The following is a 26,309-nucleotide window of genomic DNA, read 5'->3' as shown; positions in this document are numbered from 1 at the left end:
TTTATCGCCGTCACGAATCACCGAAAACGCATGCAGAACTTCTACGAAGCCACCGTTACCCGCCAGCCCTACCCGCAACTGACCGGCACGATCGATACCCAGGTCTGCATCGTCGGCGGCGGCCTCGCCGGACTGTGCACGGCGCTCGGCCTCGTCGAGCGCGGCGTGCACGACGTGGTCGTGCTCGACAGCGAACGGGTCGGCTTCGGCGCGTCGGGCCGCAACGGCGGCTTCGTGTTCGGCGGCTACAGCCTCGACAACGCCGACCTGCTGCGCACGCTCGGCCGCGACGAAGGGCGCCGGCTGTACCGGCTCACCGTCGACGCGGTCGACCTGATCCGCGCACGCATCGCCCGCTACGGGATCGACTGCGACATCGTCGACCAGGGCGTGATGCTCGCGAACTGGTTCGACGATCCGTCGCGGCTCGACAGTGTGCGCACGCTGATGAAAAACGAACTCGGCGTCGACTGGGAACCCGTCCCGACCGGCGCGCTGCGCGAGCGGCTGAAGACGCAGCGCTACTACGGCGGCCTGTTCGAGCCGAACGCATTCCATTTCCATCCGCTCAAGTACGTGCTCGGCGTCGCGGCGGCCGCATCGCGCGGCGGCGCACGCGTGTACGAGCGCTCGGCGGCGCTCGGCATCGCGCGCGACGGCGCCGGCTACGTCGTGCGCACGGCGCAGGGTGCGGTGCGCGCGAAGGACGTCGTGTTCGCCGGCGGCGGCTACGCGCGCGGCGTGTCGCCGCGCATCGAGCGCGCGGTGCTGCCGATCGCAACCTACGTGATCGCGACCGAACCGCTCGGCACGCGCCTGCCCGACGCGATCGACGCGCCGTACGCGATCTACGACACGCGTTTCGCATTCGACTACTACCGTCCGCTGAAGGACACGCGGATCCTGTGGGGCGGCCGGATCTCCGTGCTCGACCGCGGCCCCGACGCGATCGCGCGCCTGCTGCGGCGCGACCTGCTGCGCGTGTATCCGCAACTGGAAGGCGTGAAGGTCGACTACGCGTGGGGCGGGCTGATGAGCTACGCGCGGCACAAGATGCCGCAGATCGGCCGCGACGCGGACGGCGTGTGGCACGCGATCGCTTTCGGCGGCCACGGGATGGCGCCGACCACGGTGGCCGGCGAGGCGCTCGCCGCCGCGCTGGCCGAAGGCCGGCCGGTGCCGGACGGCTTCGCCGCGTTCGGGCTCACGCGCACGTTCGGGCTGGCCGGCCTCGCCGCCGCGCAGCTCACGTATACGGCGTACCAGGCCCGCGACGCGCTCGCATCCTGCCGCCGCTGAGCGCCCGCGACGGCCGAAACGATCGCGCCGACGGCCTTGCCGATTAGAGCGGAAGGTCGGCCGGGCGGGCATTTCCCACATGCTAGAATGCCTTTTCCAAGCCGCCGCGAACCACAACAAAGTCACATGAAAGCAGGAAGCAAGGCCGCCACGTCCGACCCCCGCGCGCTTGCGTCCGATGCGCGGCGTAAATACGATCCCGAGCAAACCAAGCGCAACATCCTCGATGTCGCCACGCAGGAATTTTCCGCGATGGGCCTCGCCGGTGCGCGCGTCGACGCGATCGCCGAGCGCACGAACACGACGAAGCGGATGCTCTACTACTACTTCGAAAGCAAGGAAGGCCTGTACGAGGCCGTGCTGGAGAAGGTGTATGGCGACATCCGCGCGCTCGAGCAGGAACTGCACGTCGGCGACATGGAGCCGCGCGAAGGCATGCGCCGCCTCGTCGAATTCACGTTCGACTACCACGACAAGCATCGCGATTTCGTCCGCCTCGTGTCGATCGAGAACATCCACGGCGCGAAATATCTCGAACAGCTCAAGTCGTTCAAGAACCGCAACGTCAGCATCATCAAGACGCTCGAGGAACTGGTCGAGCGCGGCGCGGCCAGCGGTGCGTTCCGCAAGGACATCGACGCGTTCGACCTGCATCTGCTGATCAGCTCGTTCTGCTTCCATCGCGTGTCGAACCGCTACACGTTCGGCGCCGCATTCGGCCGCGATCCGTCGGCGCCGCGCCTGCGCGCGCGGCATCGCGACACGATCGCCGACGCGGTACTGCGCTACGTCGCCGCGTAAGCGGCGCCGGCAGCCAGCAGCAGCCAGCCGGGGCGCGACACGTCCGCGCCCCGCGTACTTCAGCGCATCAGTCCGTCGGCGCGGTCGACGCCAGCGCGATCCGCGCCTTCTGTTCCGGGCTGCCCGCCACGTAATACTTCTTCGCCCAGCTCGAATCGGGCGCAAGCGCGAGCCGCGCATGCGCGCCCGTGCCGCGCTGCTTCGCATGGATCGCCAATGCGCGTGCGCGGTAGTGCTCGTAAAGCCGCAGGAATTCCGCGAGATAGATCGCCGCGATCCGCTTGTCGCGGATCTCGAGCAGGTTCTCGTCGTTGTACTGCTCGGAATTGCGGCTCATGTTCGCCGAGCCCGTATAGACGACCGGATTCGCGCCTTCCGCATCGATCACGATGAACTTGTGATGGATCACGACGGGCGGAAAGGCCGGCGCCGGTTCGCCCGGGAAGAGCCGCAGCTCCGGCTCGAAACCCTGCGGCACGGTGGCCGGCGAAAAATACGACGCGTCGATCACGTCGTGGTTGTCGCGGCTGCGGTGGTACAGCTCGAGGTTCGCGAGCGTCGCCGCATCGAGCGTCTGGCCGCCCTGCTGCGCGGCATCGGCCTTCGTCGCGCTGCCGACGTTGATCTTGTTCACGAGGCCGAACATCATCAGCCCGCGGTCGCCGGCCGCGAAGCACGCATCGCGCAGCGCCGCGTCGGTCGGCATGAACAGGCAGAACGACACCGAATGCTTCGCGGCCGCGATCGCGGCGACGATCGTATCGATCTCGGTGCGCTGCCCCGACGGCTCCGGCGAGTAGGCGACGCGCACCTGCGCGCTGCCGATCGTCATCGGCGCCGACCAGCCCGGCGACAGCCGGGCGGTCTCCGCAATCGACGGGTTCCCGGCCAGCGCGTGGGCGCGCTCGTTGTACAGCGCGGCGAGCGCGGGCGAGTCGAACGCATGCAGCACGTTGGCCTGCTCGGTCAGCCCTTCGGTCGTGAAGTTCGCGGAACCGGTCAGCACGCGCGCGGGCGCCGGGTTGGACGGCGCATCGGTCACGATGAACTTGTCGTGCATGATGTGTGTCTTGTCGCGCGGCGCGAGCGTCGCGAGGCCCTGCAGCGCATCGACGGCCGGCTGGTTCGGCGACGGCAGCGGCGACTTGCCCTTGCGCGCCGTCGTGTGCGCGTCGTAGACGATCGCGAGCGACGCTTCGCCGTGCCGGCGGCCGAACGCCTCGAACGCGGGCAGCGCCCACAGCGTGTCGGTCAGGTGATAGACGGCCGACACCGCGCGCGACGCAGGATCGAGCATTTCCGCGAACACCTGCTCCATGTCGTTCGCGAGCCACGTGCGCAGTTTCAGCGCCTGCGCGGCGCTCGGCGCCGCATTCGGCGCGAGGCCCAGCGCCGCGACCTGCTTCGCGAACGCCTGCGAGCTGACCACCGCGCGGTTGAACCACGTGCCGATGCCGTCCTCGATGTGCGCGGGCAGCACGACGTCGCACACGCCGGCTTCCGCGTCGAGCACCTGCAGGTTCGCCGGCGTGCCGACGACCGGATAGACGTCGTAGCGGAACGACGCATCGCGGTCCTGCGGATCGATGCGCGCATCCCACCACATGAATTTCTGGATCGGCGCCTGATCGGTCGGCGCATCGCCCTGCGTGTCGGCGGCCGGGCCGTCGAACGTCAGGCGGTTGGGCAGCCAGCTATCCGGCGCACGCGTCTTGCCGTCGGCCGACCAGAAGCCCGGCGTGCGCCGGATCGCGAAGCCGAGGAAATCGGACCGCGACGCCGCATCGGGCCAGTCGAAAGCCAGCAGGACCAGGGTGGGGGAAAGATAGCTGCGCACGCTGACGGTCATTCGTTGCTCCCTGGCCTGACGGCCGGTCGAGGTGAATGGGTCAGTCTTGACGGCGGTTCTTCCCGCACGATGACGGTTCGATGAACCTTGTATGTCGGACCCGCGTCAGTCGCACACGAGCAGTTCGATCCCGCGCGCCGTCAGCGCGCGGCGCACGGCCTTGTCGGGCGCGCGTTCGGTCACCAGATAGCGGGCGGCGGCCGCGCCGTTGATCCGCACCGGCGTCACGCGGCCGAATTTGGAATGGTCGGCAACGATGATCGCCATGCCCGCCGCCGCGATCATCCGGCTGCGCACTTCGGCCGCGAGCCGAGAGTAGTCGGTGCACTCGCCGTCGGGCGTGATGCCGCCGGCGCCGACGAACGCGAAATCGACGTGGTATTGCGCGAGCTGGTGGATCGTGTCGAGCCCGAAGGTGGCGTCCTCGTCGTCGGACAGCTCGCCGCCGAGCAGCGTCACGCGGTTGCCGTTGCGCCGCGCGAGCACGAACGCGGTGCGCCAGTCGTTCGTGTAGATCGACAGCCGGTGCCGGTCGGCGAGCGCCAGCGCGACCGCATGCGGCGTGCTGCCCGAATCGATCAGCACCGATGCGTCGTCGGGCACGAATTCGGCCGCGCGCCGCCCGATCGTGCGCTTCGCGTCGGCATTCGCGGCTTCGCGCTCGGACAGGCTCGGCTCGCGGCGATCCGCGGCCAGCGCGCCGCCGTGCGTCATCACGAGCAGGCCGCGCGCGGCCAGCGCGTTCAGGTCGCGCCGCACGGTTTCGCGCGACACGTCGAGCGAACGCACGAGTTCCGCGACCGACAGCGCGCCCGACCGTCCGAGCTCCGACAGGATGTATTGATGACGTTGTTCCGCCAGCATCGCGTGTGCGCCCGAGGCGACTGGTAATGGGTAAGCCGGCCATTGTATTACGGACGTTTGACGACCATTTGACCGCGCCGGGAAACGCGGCCGGGCGGCGGCCGGGCGCGTTTCCCGAAAGCGAAATTCAGTATTGTCTGGCGCGCGCGAATCCGCGCGGCGCCGGTTGCTACACTTTGCGCTTCGCCGAACGACCGACCGACAAAGGGGCTCGCGCCATGTATCGCAAAGGCAGTGTGATTGAAATCCAGTTTCCGCCGGAACGCCTCAACGACGCCGCCGGCGATCCGTACTGGATCGACCTGACGCTCGACGAAGCGCGCCGGCTCTACGAACAGCTCGCCGCGCGCTTCGCGACCGACGCGAGCGCCAACCAGCCGCTCGACACGTTCTCGATCGACTGATCGTCGCTGCTGCGCGCCCATCCGCGCAGCGCCGTGCCGCGGGCGCTCGTCCCCGCCGCACCGCACATCCAGCGCGCGATGACCGCCGGCACGATCACGCGCCGCGTGGCACGAGTGCAGGATTCGACAAGACGCCGGCGCCGCTTCGGCCGATACTGGCCGACTTCCCGGTTCTGTCCGGCCGCCTCGCGGCCCGTCACGCATGCTTACCTCGATCGTCGCCGCCGCTTTCGTCGCGCTCTGGTCCACCGGCTTCATCGTTGCGCGGGCAATCAAGCCCTACGCCGATCCGAACCTGTTCCTGCTCGCGCGTTTCGCGGGCACGGCCGCGCTGTTCGGCGTGGTGGCGCTCGTCGCGCGCGCGCCGTGGCCGGCCCGCCGCGAATGGCCGCGCCACCTGATCGCCGGCGCGCTGCTGCAAGGCGTCTATCTCGGCGCGAGCTACTGGGCCGTCGCGCAAGGGTTGAATGCGGGCGTGATGGCGCTGCTCGGCGCGTTGCAGCCGCTTGCCACCGCCGTGCTCGCGGTCCCGCTGTTCAACGAACGCCTGCCCGCGCGCGGCTGGCTCGGGATGGCGCTCGGGATGGCCGGCGTCGCGCTCGTGCTCGCGCCGAAGGTCACGGGCGGCGTCGCGCCGCCGCCGGGCGCGGCGCCTGCGTGGCTCGTCGTCACGGTGTCGGTGCTGGCGGTCGGGTCGATCACCGCCGGTTCGCTGTACCAGAAAGGCAAGCTCGCGCAGAGCGACCTGCGCACGGCGGTCGCCGTGCAGAACTTCGGCGCGGCGATCGTCGCGGCCGTCTTCGTCGTGCTGCTCCACGAATCCCGCTGGATCGGCGCGCCGGCGCTGTGGGTGTCGCTCGTGTGGGGCGTCGTGTTCCTGTCCGGCGGTGCGGTCACGATGCTGATGTGGATGCTGCGGCGCGGCAACGCGGCGCGCGCGACGTCGCTGCTGTTCCTCGCGCCGCCGCTGGCCGCGCTGCAGGGTTACGGGCTGTTCGGCGAAACGCTCGCGACGATCCAGCTCGCCGGCTTCGCGCTCGCGCTGGTGGGCGTCGTGCTCGCGCGGCGCTGACGGGGCGAACACGCATGCGGGATCGAGCGGCCACGCCAACGCCCGTCATCGGGCCGCCATCCCCACTCGTCGAAGCCGCGCGCACGGCCGCCCCGCGCGCGGCACTCCGCACCCGCCCGGCGCACCATGCACCACGGCGATGCGCCGCGTCTCGTCGAAGCAACGCGAAACGCCGGAAACGCAGGCCCGGCGCGGCGGCACGCCGCGATTGCGCTTATGATGTGCGCCTTGCATTTCGTTCCGGAACTTCCTTCATGACATCCGCCGATTACGCCAGCCGCCAACGCGCGATCATTGCCGAACTGAACGTCGCCCCGCACTTCGACGCCGAGGCCGAGATTGCCCGCCGCGTCGATTTCCTCGCGCAATACCTTCGTTCGACCGGCCTGCGGACCTACGTGCTCGGCATCAGCGGCGGCGTCGATTCGTCGACGGCCGGGCGGCTCGCGCAGTTGTCGGTCGAACAGCTGCGCGCCGGCGGCTACGATGCGCGCTTCATCGCGATGCGCTTGCCGAACGGCGTGCAGAACGACGAAGACGATGCACAGCGCGCGCTCGCGTTCGTGCGCGCGGACGAGGTGATGACGGTCGACGTGAAGCCAGCCGCCGATGCGATGCTCCGTTCGCTGGTCGCGTCCGGCCACGCGTTCGAAACCCCGGCGCAGCAGGATTTCGTGCACGGCAACATCAAGGCGCGCGAGCGCATGATCGCGCAGTACGCAGTGGCCGGCGCGCGGCGCGGCATCGTGATCGGCACCGATCACGCGGCCGAATCGCTGATGGGCTTCTTCACGAAGTTCGGCGACGGCGGCGCGGACATCCTGCCGCTCGCGGGCCTGAGCAAGCGCCGCGTGCGCGGGGTGGCACGTGCGCTCGGCGGCGAGGAGCTGATCGTGATGAAGGTGCCGACGGCCGACCTCGAGGAACTGCGCCCGCTGCGCCCCGACGAACACGCGTATGGCGTGACCTACGACGAGATCGACGATTTCCTCGAGGGCAAGCCGGTCGCCGACCGCGTCTACGAAACGGTGCTGCGCTTCTACGACGGTTCGCGCCACAAGCGCGCGCTGCCGTACACGATGTTCGACTGGCCGGCCGCGTAAGCCGGCCCCCGGGCGGCCGAAACACGCGCCGCGCGAACCGTGACGGTTGCGCGCGGCGCGTGCGCGACGGGCAACGCTACGCGTGCCCGCCCGTCTTCTTCGCCTGCAGCGCGCGAATCCGCATCCGCGCGCCCGTATCGCTGACCGTCGCGTCGTACATCGTCGCGAGATCGCGCTTGAGCGCGGTGCGCGAGCCGCCGTCGAGATACACCATGTGCCCCGACGGGTAAAAACGCGCGGACAGGTTCTGCCGCACCTTCTGGTCCTCCAGCGGCATCTGCTGCAGGTCGATCACGGTCTGGTAGAACGGCGTGACGAAATCGTACAAGCCGTTCGCAGACAGCACCTTCAGGTCGACGTTCAGCGCCATCACCGCGGCGAGATCGCCGGCCGTGTAGAGGATCACGTTCCCCTTCGCATCGATGCCCTGCTGCGCGCCGGTCGGGTCGATATGGCTGAAGTCCCAGTTCTGGAACGCCTGGTCGTTCAGGTCCGTGAACGCGGAGTTCGACGTGAACTTCAGTTGCTCGTTCAGGTAGCTGTTCCACATCGCCGTGTAAACGCCCGTCACGGCCGTCATCGTCGGATCGTTGCCGCCCGAGTTCGGGTCGATCTTGCCGGCGATGCCGGTCGAGATCGCCGTCACGCGGCCGTCGTACGAACCGAGCGCCAGCCCTTGCGCGTGCAGCAGCGTCGTCAGGAACAGCGAATTGCCGCGCGCGTTATAGCCCGCGATATCGAGCCCCCATGACTGAAGCGTGGCCGTATCGATGCCGGTGTAGTCCGACAGCTTCTGCACGGCGGCCGGGTTCGCGTGCGGCACTGCGCGCAGCGCGCTCAGGTAGTCGGTGCGCGCGAACTGCGCGACTTCCTCGACGAACGCGCCGAGATCGGTCGGCGCCGGCTTGATGCCGAGCTTCTTGTGATACCACGCGTCGGCCGCGGCGGTCGGCAGCGTGCCGACCGGGTTGCCGGCCTGCCGGTAATCGAGGATCGACGATTGCAACGTGACGCCGTTCAGGTCGACGCCGTCCTCGTGCAGCTTGTACGCAAGCACGCAGCTGCGCGCGGTGCCGTACGACTCGCCGAACAGGTATTTCGGCGAATTCCAGCGGTTGTTCTTCGTCAGGTAGCGCTTGATGAACTGCTTCAGCGAATTCGCATCCTGGTCGACGCCCCAGAAATTGCGGTTCTTGTTCGGCGCGACGGCCGCCGAATAGCCGGTGCCGACCGGGTTGATGAACACCAGGTCGCTGTGGTCGATCATGCTGTCCGGGTTGTCTTCGATCTGGTACGGCGCGGGCGGCGTGAAACCCGGCATCGACGTCTTGATGCGTTTCGGCGCGAACGAGCCGAGCAGCACGAACACCGACGACGAACCGGGCCCGCCGTTGTAGAAGAACGTGACGGGCCGCGTTTCTTCCTTCGCGCCGTCGGCCGTGAACGCGACATAGAAGATCTTCGCGGCCGGCTGCGAACTGCTCGGATCGACGGTCACGAGATGGCCGACCGTCGCCGTGTACGCGATGCGCTTCCCGTCGATCAGGATCGTGTGATGCGTGATCGCGGCCGCCTCGGTCGTGTCGGTCACCGAGTCGTCGGGGCCGTTGCCGTACGCAACCGGATCGAAGAACGGCTGGTCGCGGCCGTGGCTCAGCGCGACCGGGTTGATGGTCGGCGGCACGCCATGCGAATTGTGGTCGCCGTGATGCAGCGGATACACGCCGCCGGAAGATGCGGAATCGATGCCCATCGTGCTGCTCCTGGAGGTGAAAAAAGACGCGGGCAGACCACCCGCGTCGAACGGAAAGGCGTGCGCCGGTGCGTCAGCTCGACGGCTTGCGCGCGAGGATCGTGGCGAGCTGCGCGCCGTTCGGGCTGCCGAGGCCCGTGCACGCGTCCCAGCCCGACGCGGCCGCATAGGTGCCGTTCGATCCTTTCGTGATGTCGCGCAGCGCGCCCGGATGCTTGTACAGCACCGGATTGAGCCAGCCGGCCGACGCGCCGGCCGCCGCATTGATCCGCGCGATCAGCGCGGCCCACAGCGGGGCGACCGCGCTCGTGCCGCCCATCACCGCTGGGGTGCCCGCGACCGACACCTCGTAGCCCGTCTGCGGCGACGCGTCGCCGGCCACGTCCGGCACGCCGCGCTTCGCGAGCGGCGTGCTGCTGCCGTCGGCATGCGTGACGGCGAGCCCCTGCTGCCACGCCGGCAGGTCGAACATCGTGCTGACGCCGCCGCCGCCCGCACCGCCGCCCGACGCCTCGTCGTTCCACGTGACTTCGCTGCGAATGCCCTGCCCGGGCAGCGCGTCGAGCTGCGTGCCGCCGCAGCCGAGCACGTACGGGCTCGACGCGGGGAAATCGACGTGATCGGCGCCATCCTGCAGCCCGTCGCCCGAGCCGCTGTCGCCCGACGCCGCGCAGACGGTGATGCCCTGCGCGGCGGCCGCCTGCAGCACGCGGTTGAACGCGTGTGCCGACTGCGCCTGCCAGATCGCTTCCGGGCCGCCCCAGCTGATCGAGATCACGGAAGGCTGGTTGGTCTTGTCGGTGACGGCCGCGTTGACGGCCTGGATGAAGCCCGCGTCGCTGTTCGGCGCGAAGTACACCGCGATCTTCGCGGCCGGTGCGATCGCGCCGGCGATCTCGATGTCGAGCGCGACTTCGCCGTCCGGGCCGTTCGGCTCGCCGGTCGGCGCATTGCGGCCGGTGCCGACGTTCACGTCGACGAGCGTCGGCGGCGTCGTGATCCCGAGCCCGCGGAAATACTGCTGGATGTCGGCCGCGCGATAGCCGCCGCCGAGCTCGACGATCGCGATGCATTGCCCGGCGCCGTCGCCGGCAGGGAAACCGTATAGCGAAGCGAGCTGCGGCGGCGTAAACGTCACGGCCGTAGCGCCGCGCGCCGGCCTGAACGGCGGGCGTATCCGAAAGTGCGGCCGCGCCTGCGGGCGGCTGTCGAGGCCGAGCACGGCCGTCACCGCATCGCCGATATCGTCGGGCAACACGATCGGGCCCGAGCGGCCGCGATACTGGCCGATCGACCGATGCTCGAAACGTTCGAGCTTCACGCTGAAGGCGGTTTCGAACTGCCGGATCGTGCCGGACAGCACGACGACGCTTTCGACCGGGTCGACGCGATCGACCGTCAGTTGATGACGATGCGCGAAGTCCTCGGTCTTGCGGATATCGTCGGGATTGGCGGAGAAACGCTGCGCGAAGGCGTCGCGCGACACCGGTTTTGCGCGGGCGTCGCCGGTGGCGAGCTGGTGAACCAATGCGTCGAGTTGCCCTTCTTCCTGCCGCCGCAACATGATCGTGACGTGGATGCGTTCTGCCGGATCGCACTGGCCGAGACACTTGGACTCGGCAATGATGCGGGGTTCACGGTCGGCTTGAAGATGCCTTGCCATGTTCAGACCCTCCTTGGTACCGCGTTGCACGGAACAGCCAGGAAATCGGACATAGCCTGCGGAAGACGGTTCCGTTTGGTCAGTCGATTCGCGACGGCGCGTTTGCGACGGCGCGTTTGCGACGGCGCGAAGTGAGAGGAAGTTTAGAACAGTCAGATGATTTGCGCGCACGCCCTTCTGCGGCAAGGCGTACACGAAGGCCGGCATTGCGCGCGGCCAGTATCGATTCGCGCATGGCCCGCCCGCGCGGGTCGGTCGACCCGCGCGGCGGCCATGTCGGGGCGACGCTCAGTCCATCGACAACCGCAGTGCGAAACCGATCAGCGCTGCGGAAAAGGTCCAGCGCTGCACCGTCTGCGCGAGCGGATGTGCGCGCATCCACGCCGCGATGCGCGACGCGCCGAACACGCACGCCAGGTCGAAGCACACGCCGGCCGCGACGAGCATCGCGCCGAGTTCGAACATTTGCCACACGACGGGCCCGGCCTCGGGCCGCACGAACTGCGGCAGCAGCACCGAGCAGAACAGCAGCGCCTTCGGGTTCAGCAGGTTCGTCAGCAGCCCCTTCACGAACGATTGCCGCAGTTCGCCCGCGGCGGCGGCGGCCGCATCGCCGTTGCCGAGCGCAAACACGGGCGAGCGGAACACCTGGATCGCGACGTACGCGAGATAGAGCGCGCCGCCGTAGCGGATCACCTCGTACAGCCACGGCGCGCTGCGGATCAGCGCCGCGACACCGCAGGCGGACAGCGTCACGTGCGCGGTGCGCGACAGCGACAGGCCCGCCGCCGCCGCCATCCCCGGCCGCACGCCGCGGCCGATGCCGGTCTGCAGCAGGAGCGCCATGTCGGGCCCCGGCACCGCATAAATGGCCGCCAGCGCGGCAAGATAAATCAACAGCAAATGCGTGGAAATCATGGTCTGCCCCCGTCCTCCAATGACGATATGTTGCCGTTGAAGGAGGAGGGATTATTGGCCATCTGTGGCTCAGGAATGGCGATTCGTGGGGGAATCCGCCACAATCACGAGATCACGAAAAGGATTCCGCCAATATGATCGACCTCGACAAGACCGACCGCGCGATCCTCGCTGCGGTGCAACGTGACGGCCGCCTGCCGATCGCGCGGCTCGCCGAATCCGTCGGGCTGTCCGAGACGCCTTGCGCGCGGCGCCTGAAACGTCTCGAAAACGACGGCTACATCGAGCGCTATCGCGCGCAGCTGTCGCGCCAGGCGCTCGGCTTCGGCGTGGTCGCGTTCGTGCTCGTGCGGTTCGCGACGCACGACCGCAAGGTCGCCGACCGGTTCGAACGGGAAGTGCTCGGCATCGAGCGGATCCTGGCCTGCCACAACGTCGCGGGCACGGCCGACTACCTGCTGCAGGTGGTCGCGCGCGACCTCGACGACTACGGCACGTTCCTGCGGGATTCACTGCGGATGCTGCCGGGCGTGACGTCGATCGAATCGGCGCTGTCGCTGCGCGAGGTGAAGCACGACGCGGGGTTGCCGGTGCCGTGATGTGCGCGGCTGGGCGGGAGCCGCGCCGGCATAACGCTTGCTCACATTGTCGACAACACCAGGGTCACGCAACGTCAGGCGCCTCGTGCGCGCGCTCGAGATCCTCGAGAAACGCCTCCACGAGCGGATTCCCTCGGCCGTTGCGCGCGACGACCATGTGGAACGTCACGTCGTAGCGCAGCTGTTCCGGATTGAGCGGCGCGAGCAGCCCCTGCGCGACGTACGGCGCCGCGAAATGCTGCGGCAGGTAGCCGAGATGGTGACCGGACAGGATCAGCAGCGCGACGGCTTCCATGTTGTCGGCGGTCGCGGTCACGCGGTCGGGCGTCGTCGACAGTTGCGCCTCGGGCAGCGGATACGAGCGCCACGCCCATTCGAAGCCCGCGACGTCGGCCGGCGTCAGCGTGCCCGCGCCGTCGAACAGCGGATGGCCGCGGCCGCAATATGCGACCTGACGCTCGATGAACAGCGGCGTGTAATGCAGCGACGGCACGCGATGCCAGAAATAGCCGACCGCGATCTGGATCTCGTCGCTCAGCAGCTTCTCCTCGAGATCGCCGGGCGCGCGCACCGAAATCGAGAAACGCACGGCCTCGTCGCGGGTACGGAACGCGGCGATCGCCTCGGCGATCCGCGCGTTCTGGCTCACCGGCGTATGGCCGATCAGGCCGATGTTCAGCGTGCCGACCAGCTGGCGATCCATGTGCCGCGCGGCCATCCCGAATTCGTCGAGCGCCGCCAGCAGCTTGCGGCTCATCGCGTGGAACCGCTCGCCCTTCGGCGTGAGCCGGAAGCCGCTGCGGCCGCGTTCGCAGAGCCGGTAGCCGAGCCGCGTCTCGAGCGACGACAGCTGCGCGCTGATCGTCGACTGGCCGACGTTCAGCACGGCCTGCGCGGCCGACACGCCGCCCGCGTCCGTGACCGCGAGAAACACGCGGATCAACCGCAGATCGAGGGTCGACAGATTCCCCAGCACGTTCATCCCCTTCCATACATCGACGATGATCGATGTTTACGTCGATATCTTCGCATTCTTCTTTCCCGGCGGAGCGCGTAAAACTGTGCGCCAGACCGCGTCGCATGATACGGCAACCCCACACCGGAAGAGACGACCCCATGAACGACCACACCACCCATTTCCAGCCGCTCGGCGGCAATGAAATGCCGCGCTGCGGCGGCATCGCCACGATGATGCGCCTGCCGCACGTGTCGAGCGCCGAAGGCCTCGACGCGTGCTTCGTCGGCGTGCCGTTCGATCTCGGCACGTCCAACCGCACCGGCGCGCGCTTCGGCCCGCGCCAGATCCGCACCGAATCCGTGCTGCTGCGCCCGTACAACATGGCCACGCGCGCCGCGCCGTTCGATTCGCTGCAGATCGCCGACATCGGCGACGTCGCGATCAATCCGTACAACCTGCACGATTCGATCGCTCGCATCGAGGCCGCGTACGACGCGATTCTCGAGCACGACTGCAAACCGATCACGCTCGGCGGCGACCATACGATCGCGCTGCCGATCCTGCGCGCGATCCACCGCAAGCATGGCAAGGTTGCATTGATCCACGTCGATGCTCACGCCGACGTGAACGACACGATGATGGGCGAAAAGATCGCGCACGGCACGCCGTTCCGCCGCGCGGTCGAGGAAGGCCTGCTGCACGGCGACAAGGTCACGCAGATCGGCCTGCGCGGCACCGGCTACGCGGCCGAGGATTTCGACTGGTGCCGCGAGCAGGGCTTCCGCGTGGTCCAGGCCGAGGAATGCTGGAACAAGTCGCTCGCGCCGCTGATGGAGGAAGTGCGCGCGCGCGTCGGCGATACGCCCGTCTACATCAGCTTCGACATCGACGGCATCGATCCGGCCTACGCGCCGGGCACCGGCACGCCGGAAATCGCGGGCCTCACGGTGCCGCAGGCGCTCGAGATCATCCGCGGCGCGAAGGGGCTGAACATCGTCGGCTGCGATCTCGTCGAAGTCGCACCGCCGTACGACCCGTTCGGCACCACGGCGCTGCTCGGTGCGAACCTCGCGTACGAGCTGCTGTGCGTGCTGCCGGGCGTCGCGTACCGCGACTGATCCCGGCGCCGCCACTATTCCAAAATCAGAGGATTCCAGAGGAGCACACATAAAGATGGGGACTTCCGTCAAGCAACCGAAGCGGGCGGCGCTCGCTTCGTTCGTCGGCACCACGATCGAGTGGTACGACTTCTATAGTTACGCGACCGCCGCCGCCATCGTGTTCGGGCCGCTGTTCTTTCCCGGCGAAAACCGCTTCGTCAGCCTGCTCGCGTCGTTCGGCTCGTTCGCGGTCGGCTTCTTCGCGCGGCCGCTCGGCGGCGTGATGTTCGGCTATCTCGGCGACCGCTTCGGCCGCAAGCGTTCGCTGCTCGCGACGCTGATGCTGATGGCCGTGTCGACGGTCGCGATCGGGCTGCTGCCGACCCATGCGCAAGCCGGCGTGATCGCACCGATCCTGCTCGTGCTGATGCGCGTGCTGCAAGGCATCGCGGTCGGCGGCGAATGGGGCGGCGCGGTGCTGCTGGCCGGCGAGCATGCGCCCGAAGGCAAGCGCACGTTCTTCGCGTCGTTCGCGCAGCTCGGCAGCGCGAGCGGCCTGATCCTGTCGATGCTCGCGTTCGGCGCGATCAGCACGCTGTCGAAGGACGACATGATGAGCTGGGGCTGGCGCGTGCCGTTCCTCGCGAGTTCAGTGCTCCTGATCGTCGGCTTCGTGATCCGGGCGAGCGTATCGGAATCGCCCGAGTTCGAGGAAGTGAAGAAGAGCGGCAACATCGCGCAAAAGCCGCTGCGCGAAGCGCTCAAGTACTGGCCGCTGCTGCTGCTCGCGATCGGTGCGAACGTGTACGGTATCGCCGGCGTGTATTTCAGCAACATCTTCATGATCAGCTACGCGACCCAGTTCCTGTCGCTCGACCGGTCGATGGTGCTGCATTGCATGACGATCGTCGCGGTGCTGCAGTTCGTCGTGCAGCTCGCGGCCGCGTTCCTCGCGCAGCGCTTCGGCACCACGCGCGTGCTGCTGATCACCGGCGCCTGGGCGATGATCGTCCCGTTCGTGATGCTGCCGCTCGTGCACCTGGGCACGCCGGTGTCGATCACGGTCGGCGTCGGCCTCGCGACGCTCGCGGAATCGGGCTACTACTCGGTGGTCGCGGGCTTCGTCAGCGGCATCTTCGTCGCGCGGATCCGCTATACGGCGATCTCGATCGCTTATCAGGTGTGCGGTGCGCTCGCCGGCGGTCTCACGCCGCTCGTCGCGACGCTGATCGCGCAGAACGCGGCCCCGCAATGGTGGCCGCTCGCGATCCAGTACACGAGCGCCGCCGTGCTGTCGTCGCTGTGCGTGTGGCTGATCTCGCGCCGCGTCAGCATCGACGATGCAGGCGCGCCCGGCAAGACGAACGACGCGCTGCCGCGCGGCGCACGCACTGCGTAACGCCAGGCGCGTAGCGCAAATGCATGCATGACGAAAATCGGCCCGCTCAGCTTCTGCGGGCCGATTTTTTTCGTCGCGATCGTTGATCGCAACGGCGCCGTACAACGCTCGCTGCGTGGTTACCGCACCTGATTGCGCAGCGTCTTCGCGGCGGCGACCATGTTCGTCAGCGCCGGAATCACTTCCGCCCACTGGCGCGTCTTCAGCCCGCAATCCGGGTTCACCCACAGGCGTTCCGCCGGAATCCGCTCGGCCGCCTTCCTCATCAGCCCGACGATGTGATCCTGCGTCGGGATGTTCGGCGAATGGATGTCGTACACGCCCGGCCCGATTTCGTTCGGATACTTGAAGTGGTCGAATGCGTCGAGCAGCTCCATGTCCGAGCGCGACGTCTCGATCGTGATCACGTCCGCATCCATGTCGGCGATCGACGCGATGATGTCGTTGAACTCCGAATAGCACATGTGCGTGTGAATCTGCGTATCGTCCTGCACGCCGTTCGCGGTGATGCGGAACGACTCCACCGCCCACTTCAGGTATTCGCTCCATTGCGCGCGGCGCAGCGGCAGCCCTTCGCGCAGCGCCGCTTCGTCGATCTGGATCACGCGCACGCCGGCCTTCTCGAGATCGAGTACTTCCTCGCGGATCGCCAGCGCAAGCTGGTAGCACGATACCGAGCGCGGCTGGTCGTCACGCACGAACGACCAGTTCAGGATCGTCACGGGGCCGGTGAGCATGCCCTTCATCGGCTTGTCCGTCAGCGACTGCGCATAGGTGATCCACTCGACCGTCATCGCCTTCGGGCGACTGATGTCGCCGAACAGGATCGGCGGCTTCACGCAGCGCGAACCGTACGACTGCACCCAGCCGAACTGGCTGAATGCGTAGCCATCGAGTTGTTCGCCGAAGTATTCGACCATGTCGTTGCGCTCGGCTTCGCCATGCACGAGCACGTCGAGTTCGAGCGATTCCTGTTCGCGGACGCTGCGCTCGATCTCGGCCTGCATCGCCGTGCGATAGCCGGCTTCGTCCAGCGCGCCGGCCTTGAACCGGCTGCGCGCCTGGCGGATGTCGGCGGTCTGCGGGAACGAGCCGATCGTCGTCGTCGGGAACGCCGGCAGGTTCAGGCGCGCCGACTGCTTCGACGCACGCTGCGTATAGGGGCTTGCGCGATTGCCGAGCCGCGCGTCGATGCGCTCGATCGCGGCCTTCACCGCCGGGTTGTTCACGCGCGGCGAGCGGCGGCGCGAATCGATCGCGGCGGCATTCGCGGCGAGCGCGTCGGCCACCTTGTCGCGGCCTTCGTTCAGTGCGGTCGCGAGCACCGTCAGCTCGTCGAGCTTCTGCAGCGCGAACGCGAGCCACGAGCGGATTTCGGCATCGAGCTTCTCCTCGCTCGCGAGATCGACCGGCACGTGCAGCAGCGAGCACGACGGCGCGAGCCACAGCCGGTCGCCCAATTGCTTCGCGAGCGGCTCGAGCCAGTCGAGCGTCGCGTTCAGGTCCGTTTTCCAGATGTTGCGGCCGTTGATCGCGCCGACCGACAGCACGCGCTCGGCCGGCAGCTCACGCACCAGTGCGTCGACTTCGTCGCGTGCGTTGATTGCATCGACGTGCAGACCGTCGACCGGCAGCGACGCCGTGAGTGTCAGGTTGTCCTGAAGCTGGCCGAAGTACGTGGCGAGCAGCAGCTTGATGCGGCGCGTTTCCAGCGCCGCATACGCGGTGCGGAACGCCTGGCGCCATTCGGCATCGAGCTCGGTGACGAGAATCGGCTCGTCGATCTGCACCCATTCGACGCCCTGCGCGGTCAGCGTATCGAGCAGCGCACCGTACACCGGCAGCAGCTTCGGCAACAGCGCGAGGCGATCGGAATCGTCCTTCGCCTTGCCGAGCCACAGGTACGTGACGGGGCCGAGAATCACCGGCTTCGCGTGCACGCCCTGCGCGTTCGCTTCGGCCAGTTGCTGCAGCAGGCGCGACGGATCGAGCGAGAAGTTCGTGTCCGCATGGAACTCCGGCACGATGTAGTGGTAGTTCGTATCGAACCACTTCGTCATTTCGCCGGCCGCGACCCCGCCGCAGCACGCGGCGTGCTCCTGCGCCGACTGAGCCGAACGGCCGCGCGCGACGCGGAAATAGTTGTCGAGCGCATCGCCGTGGAAATCCTGCACGCGCTTCGGCAGGTTGCCGAGCGTGAAGCTCATGTCGAGCACCTGGTCGTAGAACGCGAAGTCGCCGATCGGCGCGAGATCGAGATCGCGCTGGTCGTGCCAGTGACGCCGGCGCAGCTCGGCGCCGAGCGCCTTCAGTTCGTCGCGCGACGATTCGCCCTTCCAGTAGCGTTCGAGACCGAACTTGAGTTCGCGCTGCGCGCCGATGCGCGGAAAACCGAGGTTGTGTGTCGTGACCATGAAGCTGCCGTCCAGAAGAAATAGTAGATCCGGCAGCCATCATAGGGATTTCATCCCATGAAATAAAATGGCATTATTTCATTCATCCATTAACATTTTTCATGCATTCGCTGCATGAGCACGATCCATGCTGGAACGATTCCATCTCGTCGTCATTCGTGAGGTCGAGCGCCAGGGCTCGCTGACCGCGGCGGCCAATGCGCTGCACCTCACGCAGTCGGCGCTCAGCCATACCGTCAGGAAAATCGAGCAGCAGCTCGGCACGCCGATCTGGGATCGGGAAGGCCGCGGCCTGCGGCTCACGCAGGGTGGGCAGTATCTGCTGAAGCTGGCGAACCGGCTGCTGCCGCAGTTCGAGCTCGCCGAGGAACGGATGAAGCAGTACGCGAAGGGCGAGCGCGGCACGCTGCGCATCGGGATGGAGTGCCACCCGTGCTACCAGTGGCTGCTGAAGGTCGTGTCACCCTACCTGTCGTGCTGGCCCGACGTCGACGTGGACGTGAAGCAGCGCTTCCAGTTCGGCGGCATCGGCGCACTGTTCGGTTACGACATCGACGTGCTCGTGACGCCCGATCCGCTGAACAAGCCGGGGCTGCGCTTCGATCCCGTGTTCGACTACGAACAGGTGCTGGTGGTCGCGGATGCGCACCGGTTCGCGAATGTCGACTACGTGAGCCCCGAGCAACTGACCGACGAGATCCTGATCACGTACCCGGTCGAAACCGACCGGCTCGACATCTACAACCAGTTCCTGACGCCGGCCGGCATCGTGCCGAGGCGGCACAAGTCGATCGAGACGACCGACATCATGTTGCAGATGGTCGCGAGCGGGCGCGGCGTGGCCGCGCTGCCGCGGTGGCTCGCCGACGAGTACGCGGACCGGATGCCGGTCGTGCCGGTCAAGCTCGGCAAGAAGGGCATCGCGAAGCAGATCTTCCTCGGCATCCGCGAAGCGGACGCCTCGATCGACTATCTGGCCGCATTCGTCGCGCTGGCGCGCGAATCGACGTGGAGCGCACCGCGCATGCTGCGCTAGGCGCGCCCGGCTGCCCCGCGCGTCAGGCGGCGCGCATGCCGGCGCGTTCGCCGCGCTCGACCCACGCGCCGAACAGCAGGCCGATCGTCGTCCACATGATCACCTGCATGCCGATGGCCGCCACCCGGAACTTCCACAGCAAGGCCGCCGGGAAATCGGCCGGCAGCTCGCTGACCGACGGCAGCCCGATCTGCACGGCCGCAATGATCGCGACGAACACGAGCCCGGCGACGATCGACGCGTTCCACTGGCCGAGCTTCGCCAGCAGATGGCGGCGCACGCCGACCGAGAACACCATCGTCGCGACCGAGATCGCGATCATCAGGAAGAACAGGCCGGTGCGATAGCCGATCGTGTCGGGGTCGCCGACCGACGGCGGATTGGCCGGGTACTTGAGGTTCGGCACGATCACGAGCGCGACGAACGCCGCCAGCGCCAGCCACGCGGCCAGCGGCCGTGCCGGCAGGCGGCTGCCGCGTCCGTACGCGTACGCGAAGACCAATGAGAACAGCCCGCCGAATGCCGCGCCGTAGGTCACGACGCCCGTCAGCAGCCCGAGGCCGGCCTGCGTGTGGCGGCTGACCAGTTCGGGCTCTGGTGCTTCGCCTTGGGCGGCGGCGGTTTTTTCTTCGAAGGAGATCGCCTGATCGACTTGCGGTTCGCCGACGATTCTCGCGAAACCGAATGTGAGGAGGCCTGCGGCGATGCCTGCAAGCATCCCGCGCATGAGCAGCTTTCCGACCATCGTAGGCTCCGCGTCAGTGGCAGGGAAAGCCGAGCAGATGGCGGCCGTCGTGGACGAATTCGTGCACGTACATGCCCGGCACGAGCGACGTCGCGCCCTGTTCCGCACCGACGAAATAGAGTGCGAGCAGCAGGATCAGGCCGACGAACACGGCCCACGGCAACAGCTCACGGACGGGGATGGGTGCCGGCACGACCGCCGGCTTCAGCACTGCTTCGCTCATGGATGCACCTCAGGGGAATCGCGCCCCGACAAATGATGGATGGGTACGAAGGCAGGTCTGGCTTCCGGGATCATCGATTCCCCGGTTACAGTGGCGCGGCCGCGCCGGAATTGCACCGGCTTCCACACTTCGTATCGGGCGAATTGTACGCGCGAACGTTCGCGTATTGAAGCGATGCCACATGGGCATGCGCGCCCCGCTCCGGATCATCCGACAACCGACATGAACCTGCATGCCTCGCTGCGCCTGATCGCGCACGCATCGACCCGCGCCATGCGCAGCGGCACGTTTCCCGACGACGATCCGCTCGACGCACACGGGCTCGCCGAAGCCGCTGCGCTGCGCGGCCGCTGGACGGGCGTTGCCGGCTCGCTCGTGCTGTGCAGCCCGGCACGTTGCGCAAGGCAGACCGCCGACGCACTCGGGCTGCACGCCGACATCGACGACGCGCTGCGCGACATCGATTACGGCAATTGGCGCGGCAAGCGGCTGCACGATCTCGCGCGCGACCTGCCTGACGAACTGGCCGCGTGGATCGGCACGCCGTCCGCGTCGCCGCATCGCGGCGAATCGTTCGACGCCGCCGCGCATCGGGTCGGCGCATGGTTGAGCGCGCTGCCGCCCGATCGCGACGTCGTCGCGATCACGCATGCGCCGATCGTCCGCGCGGCCATCGCGCATGTGCGGCGGATGGATCTCAGCGCGGCCATGCGTCTCGACGTGGCACCACTGTCGTGCACGACGTTCGTCGCGTCGCCGGCCGGCTGGACGCTGGCCGCGACGGACGATGACCTGCGCGATACCCACGCGTAAGCCGCTGTCGTGTTCACTATGTGAGCGAACGATGCGCCCCGACGCTTCGCATGCCGCCGCTCGCCTTACATCCCTGTAAGACACACCGTTCGTCGTCCCGACTGTCATCAAACTGACTGCTAGCCGCAGCTAGGATCGGACGAGGCTCCCCTACGAGATGTCGTCATGAATCAACCTGCTTCGTCCGCCCCGAACAATCCTGGCTCCATCGCACGCACCAGGCAGATCGGCTATGCCATGTTCCTGCTGGTGCTCGTGCTTGGTGCCGTCTATATCGCCACGCACCTGGTCGACGATCTGTCACCGGTCCGCGAAGGGTCGCTGTTCCCGTATCTGCTGCTCGGCGCCGCCCTGCTGATCGCACTCGGCTTCGAATTCGTCAACGGCTTCCACGACACCGCGAATGCGGTCGCGACCGTGATCTATACGCACTCGCTGACGCCGAACGTCGCGGTGATCTGGTCGGGCATGTGGAACTTCCTCGGCGTGATGGTCTCGAGCGGTGCCGTCGCGTTCGGCATCCTGCAGTTGCTGCCGGTCGAGCTGATCCTGCAGGTCGGCAGCGGCTCGGGCTTCGCGATGGTGTTCGCGCTGCTGATCGCCGCGATCGTCTGGAACCTCGCGACCTGGTATTTCGGGCTGCCGTCGTCGAGCTCGCATACGCTGATCGGGTCGATCATCGGCGTCGGGCTGATGAACCAGCTGATGCACGGGCCGTCCGGCACGAGCGGCGTCGACTGGGGCCAGGCGCTCGGCGTCGGCAAATCGCTGCTGCTCTCGCCGATCGTCGGCTTCCTGTGTGCGTCGCTGCTGCTGCTCGCGCTGAAGGCGCTCGTGCGGATTCCGGAGCTGTACAAGGAACCGCCGAAGGACCAGCCGCCGCCGTTCTGGATTCGCTGCCTGCTGATCCTCACCTGCACCGGCGTGTCGTTCGCGCACGGGTCGAACGACGGGCAGAAAGGGATGGGCCTCATCATGCTGATCCTGATCGGCACGGTGCCGACCGCGTATGCGCTGAACAAGGCCGTCACGCCCGCCGAATCGCAGACCTTCGTGGCGGTCGCGAACCAGGCGGCTGCGACGTTCGGGAAGTACACGAACGGTGTCGCGCCGTCCGCGAACCCGCGCACCGATGTCGAACACTACGTGCAGCATCGTGAACTGACGCCCGCCGTGCTGCCGGCCGTCGCGCAGTTGTCCACGTCGCTCGCGACCGCCGTCGGTACGTCGGGCTCGATGGCGGCCGTACCGCAGCGCGACGTCGACAACGTGCGCAACACGATGTATCTGGTCTCCGAAGCGATTCGCCTGATCGAGAAGTCGGGCCAGCCCGCGTTCGCCGCCGACGACAAGCTCGCGATCGACAACTATCGCAAGCAACTCGACCACGCGACCAAGTTCATTCCGACGTGGGTGAAGGTCGCCGTCGCGATCGCGCTGGGCCTCGGCACGATGGTCGGCTGGAAGCGGATCGTCGTGACCGTCGGCGAAAAAATCGGCAAGCAGCATTTGACGTACGGACAGGGCGCATCGGCCGAACTCGTCGCGATGCTGACGATCGGCGCCGCCGACATGTACGGGCTGCCCGTGTCGACGACTCACGTGCTGTCGTCGGGTGTCGCGGGCACGATGGCGGCGAACGGCTCCGGGCTGCAATGGAGCACGGTGCGCAGCCTCGTCCTCGCGTGGGTGCTGACGCTGCCGGCGTCGATCGCGCTGGCGGCAGGGCTTTACTGGTTGTTCCGGTCGCTGGCCTGATCGTGGACGCGGCGGGTGGCGGGCGATAGCCGGCCATCCGCCGCGGTGGGTTGGATGTGGCGCTTCTCTGCTTCTCTGCTTCTCTGCTTCTCTGCTTCTCTGCTTCTCCGTCTCTCCGTCTCTCCGCTTCTCCGCTCCGGCACGTCGCCACATTCAGTGTGTCGATGCCGTGCCTGCAACGTTTCCTCGTCCGAATTAAAGCGCAAGATCTGGAGCGTACCGACGCACAAACGCCGCTAGACTGGGTTCATCAACTTTCATCGTGAATTCGACCGTGCGCGCCCGCACACGGCGCCACACTGCCGATGCCCCGAGGTACGCCCGTGAACATTGCCGATCTGCAACCTGCCGTCGAATCGCTGGACATCGCGCAACGCGTCGACACCCTCGACTGGCCGAGCGTCGATGCCGAGCTCGGTCGCTACGGATGCGCGCGCGTGCCGGGCCTGATGTCGGCAAGCGAGTGCGATGCACTCGCGTCGCTCTATCCGCGCGATGCGCTCTATCGTTCACGTGTCGTAATGGCGCGGCACGGCTTTGGCCGCGGCGAGTACAAGTATTTCGCGTATCCACTGCCAGCGGTCATCGCCGAGCTGCGCGCGACGATCTACCCGCATCTCGCGCCGATCGCGAATCGCTGGAACCAGGCGCTCGGGATCGACGTCCGCTATCCGAAAGACCATGCGACGTTCCTCGATCGCTGCCACGCGGCAGGACAAACTCGACCGACGCCGCTGATCCTGCAATACGGCGCCGACGACTACAACTGTCTCCACCAGGACCTGTATGGCGAGCACGTGTTTCCGCTGCAGGTCGCGATCCTGCTGTCGGCGCCGGGTCGCGATTTCAGTGGTGGGGAATTCGTGCTGACGGAACAGCGACCACGCATGCAGTCGCGTGCGGAAGTGGTGCCGCTGACGCAAGGTGATGCAGTGATCTTCGCGGTACACGGCCGGCCCGTGCAGGGAACCCGCGGCGTCTATCGCGTCAACCTGCGCCACGGCGTGAGCCGAATCCGAAGCGGCCATCGCCACACGGTCGGCATCATCTTCCATGACGCGCAGTAGCGGGAATAGGGACAACTGCGCTGCTGCCGTGCCGCTTGTCGCGCATCGCATTCATGCTCGTCCCGGCACCACACGTCATCGTTCGGAGAGCGTTCCGACCAAGCATGGCCGGCCAGAAGGTCGCTCGCCCGCGGTGACTGGAAACCGTTTGCGCTGACCGTCAGGCAATCGCGGCCGCAACGAATCAGCGCTTCCGGTGAGCACCGCAAAACATGCGCACTCACCTGTCGCCTCGCCAATACGATTTGCAGTCCGGCCTATCCTCGCGCCACGTTGGCCCGCAGCCGATCGCCGGCATCGGAAGCCAGCCGTGCGTAGCCCGGCAACGTCAGCAACGCGAGCACGCCCGCCGCGACGAACGCCCAGCGGAAATCGTCGAGCACGTAGTGCATGCCGGCCGCATCGCCGCGCCCCAATGCCGCGAGCCGCAATGACAATGCACCGAACGCGATCCCCATCCCGATCGTCATCTGCTGCGCGGCGCTCCACAGCGTGCTGGCCGCGCTCGTCTGCTGAGCCGGGATATCCGCATAAGCCAGCGTCGCGAGCGTCGTGAACTGCATCGACCGCGTGAGCCCGTAGACGAATACGACGAACAGCGTGATCGCCAGCGGCGTCGACGCGGTCAGCCAGCCGCATGCGATCGTGAAGATGCCGGCGATCGTCACGTCGACGAGCGCAACGCGCCGAAAGCCGTAACGGTCGAGGATCCACGACGTGCCCGCCTTCATCCCGAGATTACCGAGCGCGCTCGCGAGCAGTAGCAGCCCTGACTGGAACGGCGACAGCCCGAAGCCGATCTGGAACAGCAGCGGCAGCAGGTACGGGACGGCGTTGATCGCCATCCGCGTGATCGAGCCGGTGATCACCGTCACCGAGAACGTCGGCACCTTCAGCGTCGTGAAATCGAGCAGCGGATGCGCGCAGCGTCGCGCATGCAGCCATGCGGCGATGCCGAACAGCACGCTTGCGCCCACCAGGACACCCGCGCGCGTGAAGTCGACATCCTGCTGGCCGGCCGCTTCGGTGCCGATCAGCAGGCAGGTCAATGCGCCGCCGGCCAGCACGAAGCCGACCCAGTCGAGCGGCCGTTGCTCGTCGGCCCGCGTATTCCGGACGATCAGCCAGGTACAAACGAGCGCGGCAACGCCGAACGGGACGTTCAGCAGGAAGATCCATCGCCACGATGCATAGGTCGTGATGAAGCCGCCGATCGGCGGCCCGACGACGGGCGCGACGATGCCCGGCCACGTGATCGTCGCGATCGCACGCATCAGCTTCGCCTTCTCGGTACTCCGCACGACGATCATTCGCCCGACCGGCACCATCATCGCCCCGCCGACACCCTGTAGCAGCCGGGCAGCCGTGAACGACATCACACCTTCGGACAGCCCGCACAGCACCGACGCACCGGTAAAGACGACGATCGCACTCGCGAAGACCGTTCGCGAGCCATAGCGATCCGCGATCCAGCCGCTGATCGGGATGAACACCGCCAGCGCCAGCATATAGGCCGTCATCCCGAGGCTCAGTGCGTTCGGCCCGACGCCGAACGAGCTCGCCATTTGCGGCAGTGCGGTCGCGATCACGGTCGTGTCGAGATACTCCATGAAGAACGTCGCGGCGACGAGATACGGCAAGAAGTCGGTCGTCCGACTACCTTGGGCAGGGCTGTCAGTCATGAACGATGCAGGAGACGGAGTGCAAAAAGCGCCGACCACCGACGGATGCAGGCAAGCACCGGGGAATCGGGACGAACGGCGATATTACCCTGAAGGACTTGATCTCCGCTCTGCCGAGCATGTCGCGTGAATGAACTTTATGCGCATAGATTTTTATGATGATTTCGCGCTCCGTTCGCCGAGTGGTGCACGGGACGCGGCGCATCGAAGGGGAAGATGAAATAGGAGTTTTTCGCCGGCAAGCGGTATTTATCGATCATTGTCGATCAACATCGCTCATCACCGGCCATCACACATCGCCTCTGGATGTGTGATGGCCGGAACCGATCTGAAGACGGATGGGTACGGTTAGCGGAAAGGAGCTGGCGGGAGATGCCGGACGGCACAACCGCAGAGTGCTCGAGAACGGCGGAGCACCGAATTGACGGGCTCGCGCTGCGATGGATTGCGTCTGCGGGAAGTCAGCGGACGTAGCCTTGGTGACGCTTCGCCGCGTGCTTTTTTGGCGCCGAAATGCAAAAACCCCCGCCTTTCGGGCGGGGGTTCTTGGCTTGAGGGAGCCTGACGATTACCTACTTTCACAGGGGGTTGTTGCGTTGCTTCGCAGCGCAACCAATCTTGGAAGAAGCAGTAATTTAGGTTGTGTGTATCACACACGAGAATCCAACCGTCCGACGCGCTCTGTAGCGCGAAACAGACTTGTTATAGGATCAAGCCTTACGGGCAATTAGTATCAGTTAGCTGAACGCATTACTGCGCTTACACACCTGACCTATCAACGTCCTGGTC

At 67.0% G+C, this 26,309-nt stretch carries 22 protein-coding genes, 1 rRNA gene and 1 riboswitch; of the genes, 12 read left to right on the top strand and 11 right to left on the bottom strand.

The genetic code is table 11. The features are described 5' to 3' along the window. The first annotated feature begins 30 nt into the window (after positions 1-30). Both HWX03_RS27165 and HWX03_RS27160 read left to right on the top strand, forming a co-directional pair. Positions 31-1,299 (top strand): FAD-binding oxidoreductase, encoded by a 1,269-nt coding sequence (locus HWX03_RS27165; RefSeq protein ID WP_175824062.1) that lies wholly within the window; start codon positions 31-33, stop codon positions 1,297-1,299. Positions 1,300-1,425: 126 nt separating this feature from the next. Next, complete coding sequence (locus tag HWX03_RS27160; RefSeq protein ID WP_089437020.1) at positions 1,426-2,100, top strand: TetR family transcriptional regulator; 675 nt, start codon at positions 1,426-1,428, stop codon at positions 2,098-2,100. A 67-nt stretch (positions 2,101-2,167) separates the two neighbouring features. Here the strand turns inward: HWX03_RS27160 and HWX03_RS27155 are convergent, their stop codons facing one another. Then, positions 2,168-3,949, bottom strand: a complete 1,782-nt coding sequence (locus HWX03_RS27155) for a phospholipase D-like domain-containing protein (protein ID WP_175873361.1) — start codon at positions 3,947-3,949, stop codon at positions 2,168-2,170. A 105-nt stretch (positions 3,950-4,054) separates the two neighbouring features. Then, positions 4,055-4,813: a DeoR/GlpR family DNA-binding transcription regulator gene (locus tag HWX03_RS27150; RefSeq protein WP_174434129.1), complete on the bottom strand. Its 759-nt coding sequence runs from the start codon at positions 4,811-4,813 to the stop codon at positions 4,055-4,057. A gap of 218 nt (positions 4,814-5,031) precedes the next feature. Here HWX03_RS27150 and HWX03_RS27145 point away from each other — a divergent pair, with 218 nt between their 5' ends. The 3 genes from HWX03_RS27145 (at position 5,032) to nadE (ending at position 7,392) form a co-directional block, all read left to right on the top strand. After that, the gene (locus HWX03_RS27145; RefSeq protein WP_174434130.1) at positions 5,032-5,217 is read left to right on the top strand and encodes a hypothetical protein; all 186 of its coding nucleotides are present in this window, start codon (positions 5,032-5,034) and stop codon (positions 5,215-5,217) included. Positions 5,218-5,419: 202 nt separating this feature from the next. Beyond that, the gene (locus HWX03_RS27140) at positions 5,420-6,289 is read left to right on the top strand and encodes a DMT family transporter (RefSeq protein WP_175873360.1); all 870 of its coding nucleotides are present in this window, start codon (positions 5,420-5,422) and stop codon (positions 6,287-6,289) included. A 254-nt stretch (positions 6,290-6,543) separates the two neighbouring features. Next, positions 6,544-7,392, top strand: coding sequence for an ammonia-dependent NAD(+) synthetase (gene nadE, locus HWX03_RS27135; protein WP_174434544.1), 849 nt, complete (start codon positions 6,544-6,546; stop codon positions 7,390-7,392). Between the two features lie 76 nt (positions 7,393-7,468). Here nadE and HWX03_RS27130 read toward each other — a convergent pair whose 3' ends face one another. From HWX03_RS27130 to HWX03_RS27120, 3 genes are all read right to left on the bottom strand, one after another. Continuing rightward, positions 7,469-9,145, bottom strand: a complete 1,677-nt coding sequence (locus tag HWX03_RS27130; RefSeq protein WP_175873359.1) for a peptidase S1 — start codon at positions 9,143-9,145, stop codon at positions 7,469-7,471. 73 nt (positions 9,146-9,218) lie between these two features. Beyond that, the gene (locus HWX03_RS27125; protein WP_175824056.1) at positions 9,219-10,808 is read right to left on the bottom strand and encodes a S53 family peptidase; all 1,590 of its coding nucleotides are present in this window, start codon (positions 10,806-10,808) and stop codon (positions 9,219-9,221) included. A gap of 288 nt (positions 10,809-11,096) precedes the next feature. Beyond that, entirely contained in the window at positions 11,097-11,726 is a 630-nt protein-coding gene (locus HWX03_RS27120) for a LysE family translocator (RefSeq protein WP_174387141.1), read from the bottom strand. Positions 11,727-11,860: 134 nt separating this feature from the next. On the opposite strand from HWX03_RS27120, the gene HWX03_RS27115 reads away from it, so the two are divergent. Further along, positions 11,861-12,325 (top strand): Lrp/AsnC family transcriptional regulator, encoded by a 465-nt coding sequence (locus HWX03_RS27115; RefSeq protein ID WP_006488501.1) that lies wholly within the window; start codon positions 11,861-11,863, stop codon positions 12,323-12,325. Positions 12,326-12,389: 64 nt separating this feature from the next. Here the strand turns inward: HWX03_RS27115 and HWX03_RS27110 are convergent, their stop codons facing one another. After that, on the bottom strand, positions 12,390-13,301 hold the full coding sequence (locus HWX03_RS27110; RefSeq protein WP_174434548.1) for a LysR family transcriptional regulator: 912 nt from the start codon (positions 13,299-13,301) through the stop codon (positions 12,390-12,392). A gap of 140 nt (positions 13,302-13,441) precedes the next feature. Between HWX03_RS27110 and speB the strand changes: the two genes are divergently transcribed. Further along, positions 13,442-14,401: an agmatinase gene (gene speB / locus HWX03_RS27105; protein WP_175873358.1), complete on the top strand. Its 960-nt coding sequence runs from the start codon at positions 13,442-13,444 to the stop codon at positions 14,399-14,401. A gap of 55 nt (positions 14,402-14,456) precedes the next feature. Next, positions 14,457-15,782 (top strand): MFS transporter, encoded by a 1,326-nt coding sequence (locus HWX03_RS27100; RefSeq protein WP_175873357.1) that lies wholly within the window; start codon positions 14,457-14,459, stop codon positions 15,780-15,782. 119 nt (positions 15,783-15,901) lie between these two features. Here the strand turns inward: HWX03_RS27100 and metE are convergent, their stop codons facing one another. Next, the gene (metE, locus tag HWX03_RS27095) at positions 15,902-18,196 is read right to left on the bottom strand and encodes a 5-methyltetrahydropteroyltriglutamate--homocysteine S-methyltransferase (protein ID WP_175873356.1); all 2,295 of its coding nucleotides are present in this window, start codon (positions 18,194-18,196) and stop codon (positions 15,902-15,904) included. A 127-nt stretch (positions 18,197-18,323) separates the two neighbouring features. Between metE and HWX03_RS27090 the strand changes: the two genes are divergently transcribed. Continuing rightward, positions 18,324-19,232 (top strand): LysR family transcriptional regulator, encoded by a 909-nt coding sequence (locus tag HWX03_RS27090; protein WP_175873355.1) that lies wholly within the window; start codon positions 18,324-18,326, stop codon positions 19,230-19,232. Between the two features lie 22 nt (positions 19,233-19,254). On the opposite strand, the gene HWX03_RS27085 is transcribed toward HWX03_RS27090, so the two are convergent. Beyond that, positions 19,255-19,977, bottom strand: coding sequence for a CbtA family protein (locus HWX03_RS27085; RefSeq protein WP_175873354.1), 723 nt, complete (start codon positions 19,975-19,977; stop codon positions 19,255-19,257). Positions 19,978-19,990: 13 nt separating this feature from the next. Beyond that, positions 19,991-20,200, bottom strand: coding sequence for a CbtB-domain containing protein (locus HWX03_RS27080; protein WP_006488502.1), 210 nt, complete (start codon positions 20,198-20,200; stop codon positions 19,991-19,993). Positions 20,201-20,232: 32 nt separating this feature from the next. Beyond that, positions 20,233-20,376: riboswitch (cobalamin riboswitch) on the bottom strand. A 46-nt stretch (positions 20,377-20,422) separates the two neighbouring features. On the opposite strand from HWX03_RS27080, the gene HWX03_RS27075 reads away from it, so the two are divergent. From HWX03_RS27075 to HWX03_RS27065, 3 genes are all read left to right on the top strand, one after another. Next, positions 20,423-21,013, top strand: coding sequence for a histidine phosphatase family protein (locus tag HWX03_RS27075; protein ID WP_175873353.1), 591 nt, complete (start codon positions 20,423-20,425; stop codon positions 21,011-21,013). Between the two features lie 165 nt (positions 21,014-21,178). Further along, on the top strand, positions 21,179-22,771 hold the full coding sequence (locus tag HWX03_RS27070) for an inorganic phosphate transporter (protein WP_175873352.1): 1,593 nt from the start codon (positions 21,179-21,181) through the stop codon (positions 22,769-22,771). A 305-nt stretch (positions 22,772-23,076) separates the two neighbouring features. Beyond that, complete coding sequence (locus HWX03_RS27065; protein WP_175873351.1) at positions 23,077-23,838, top strand: 2OG-Fe(II) oxygenase; 762 nt, start codon at positions 23,077-23,079, stop codon at positions 23,836-23,838. A gap of 257 nt (positions 23,839-24,095) precedes the next feature. On the opposite strand, the gene HWX03_RS27060 is transcribed toward HWX03_RS27065, so the two are convergent. Both HWX03_RS27060 and HWX03_RS27055 read right to left on the bottom strand, forming a co-directional pair. Beyond that, entirely contained in the window at positions 24,096-25,520 is a 1,425-nt protein-coding gene (locus HWX03_RS27060) for a DHA2 family efflux MFS transporter permease subunit (protein WP_175873350.1), read from the bottom strand. Positions 25,521-26,226: 706 nt separating this feature from the next. Further along, a 23S ribosomal RNA gene (locus HWX03_RS27055) occupies positions 26,227-26,309 on the bottom strand; the annotation flags it as partial.

It is taken from the genome of Burkholderia sp. BCC0397 (assembly GCF_902832865.1).
Lineage (GTDB): Bacteria > Pseudomonadota > Gammaproteobacteria > Burkholderiales > Burkholderiaceae > Burkholderia.
The sequence above is the reverse complement of the archived record's forward strand: the minus strand, read 5'-3'. Positions and strand labels throughout refer to the sequence as shown.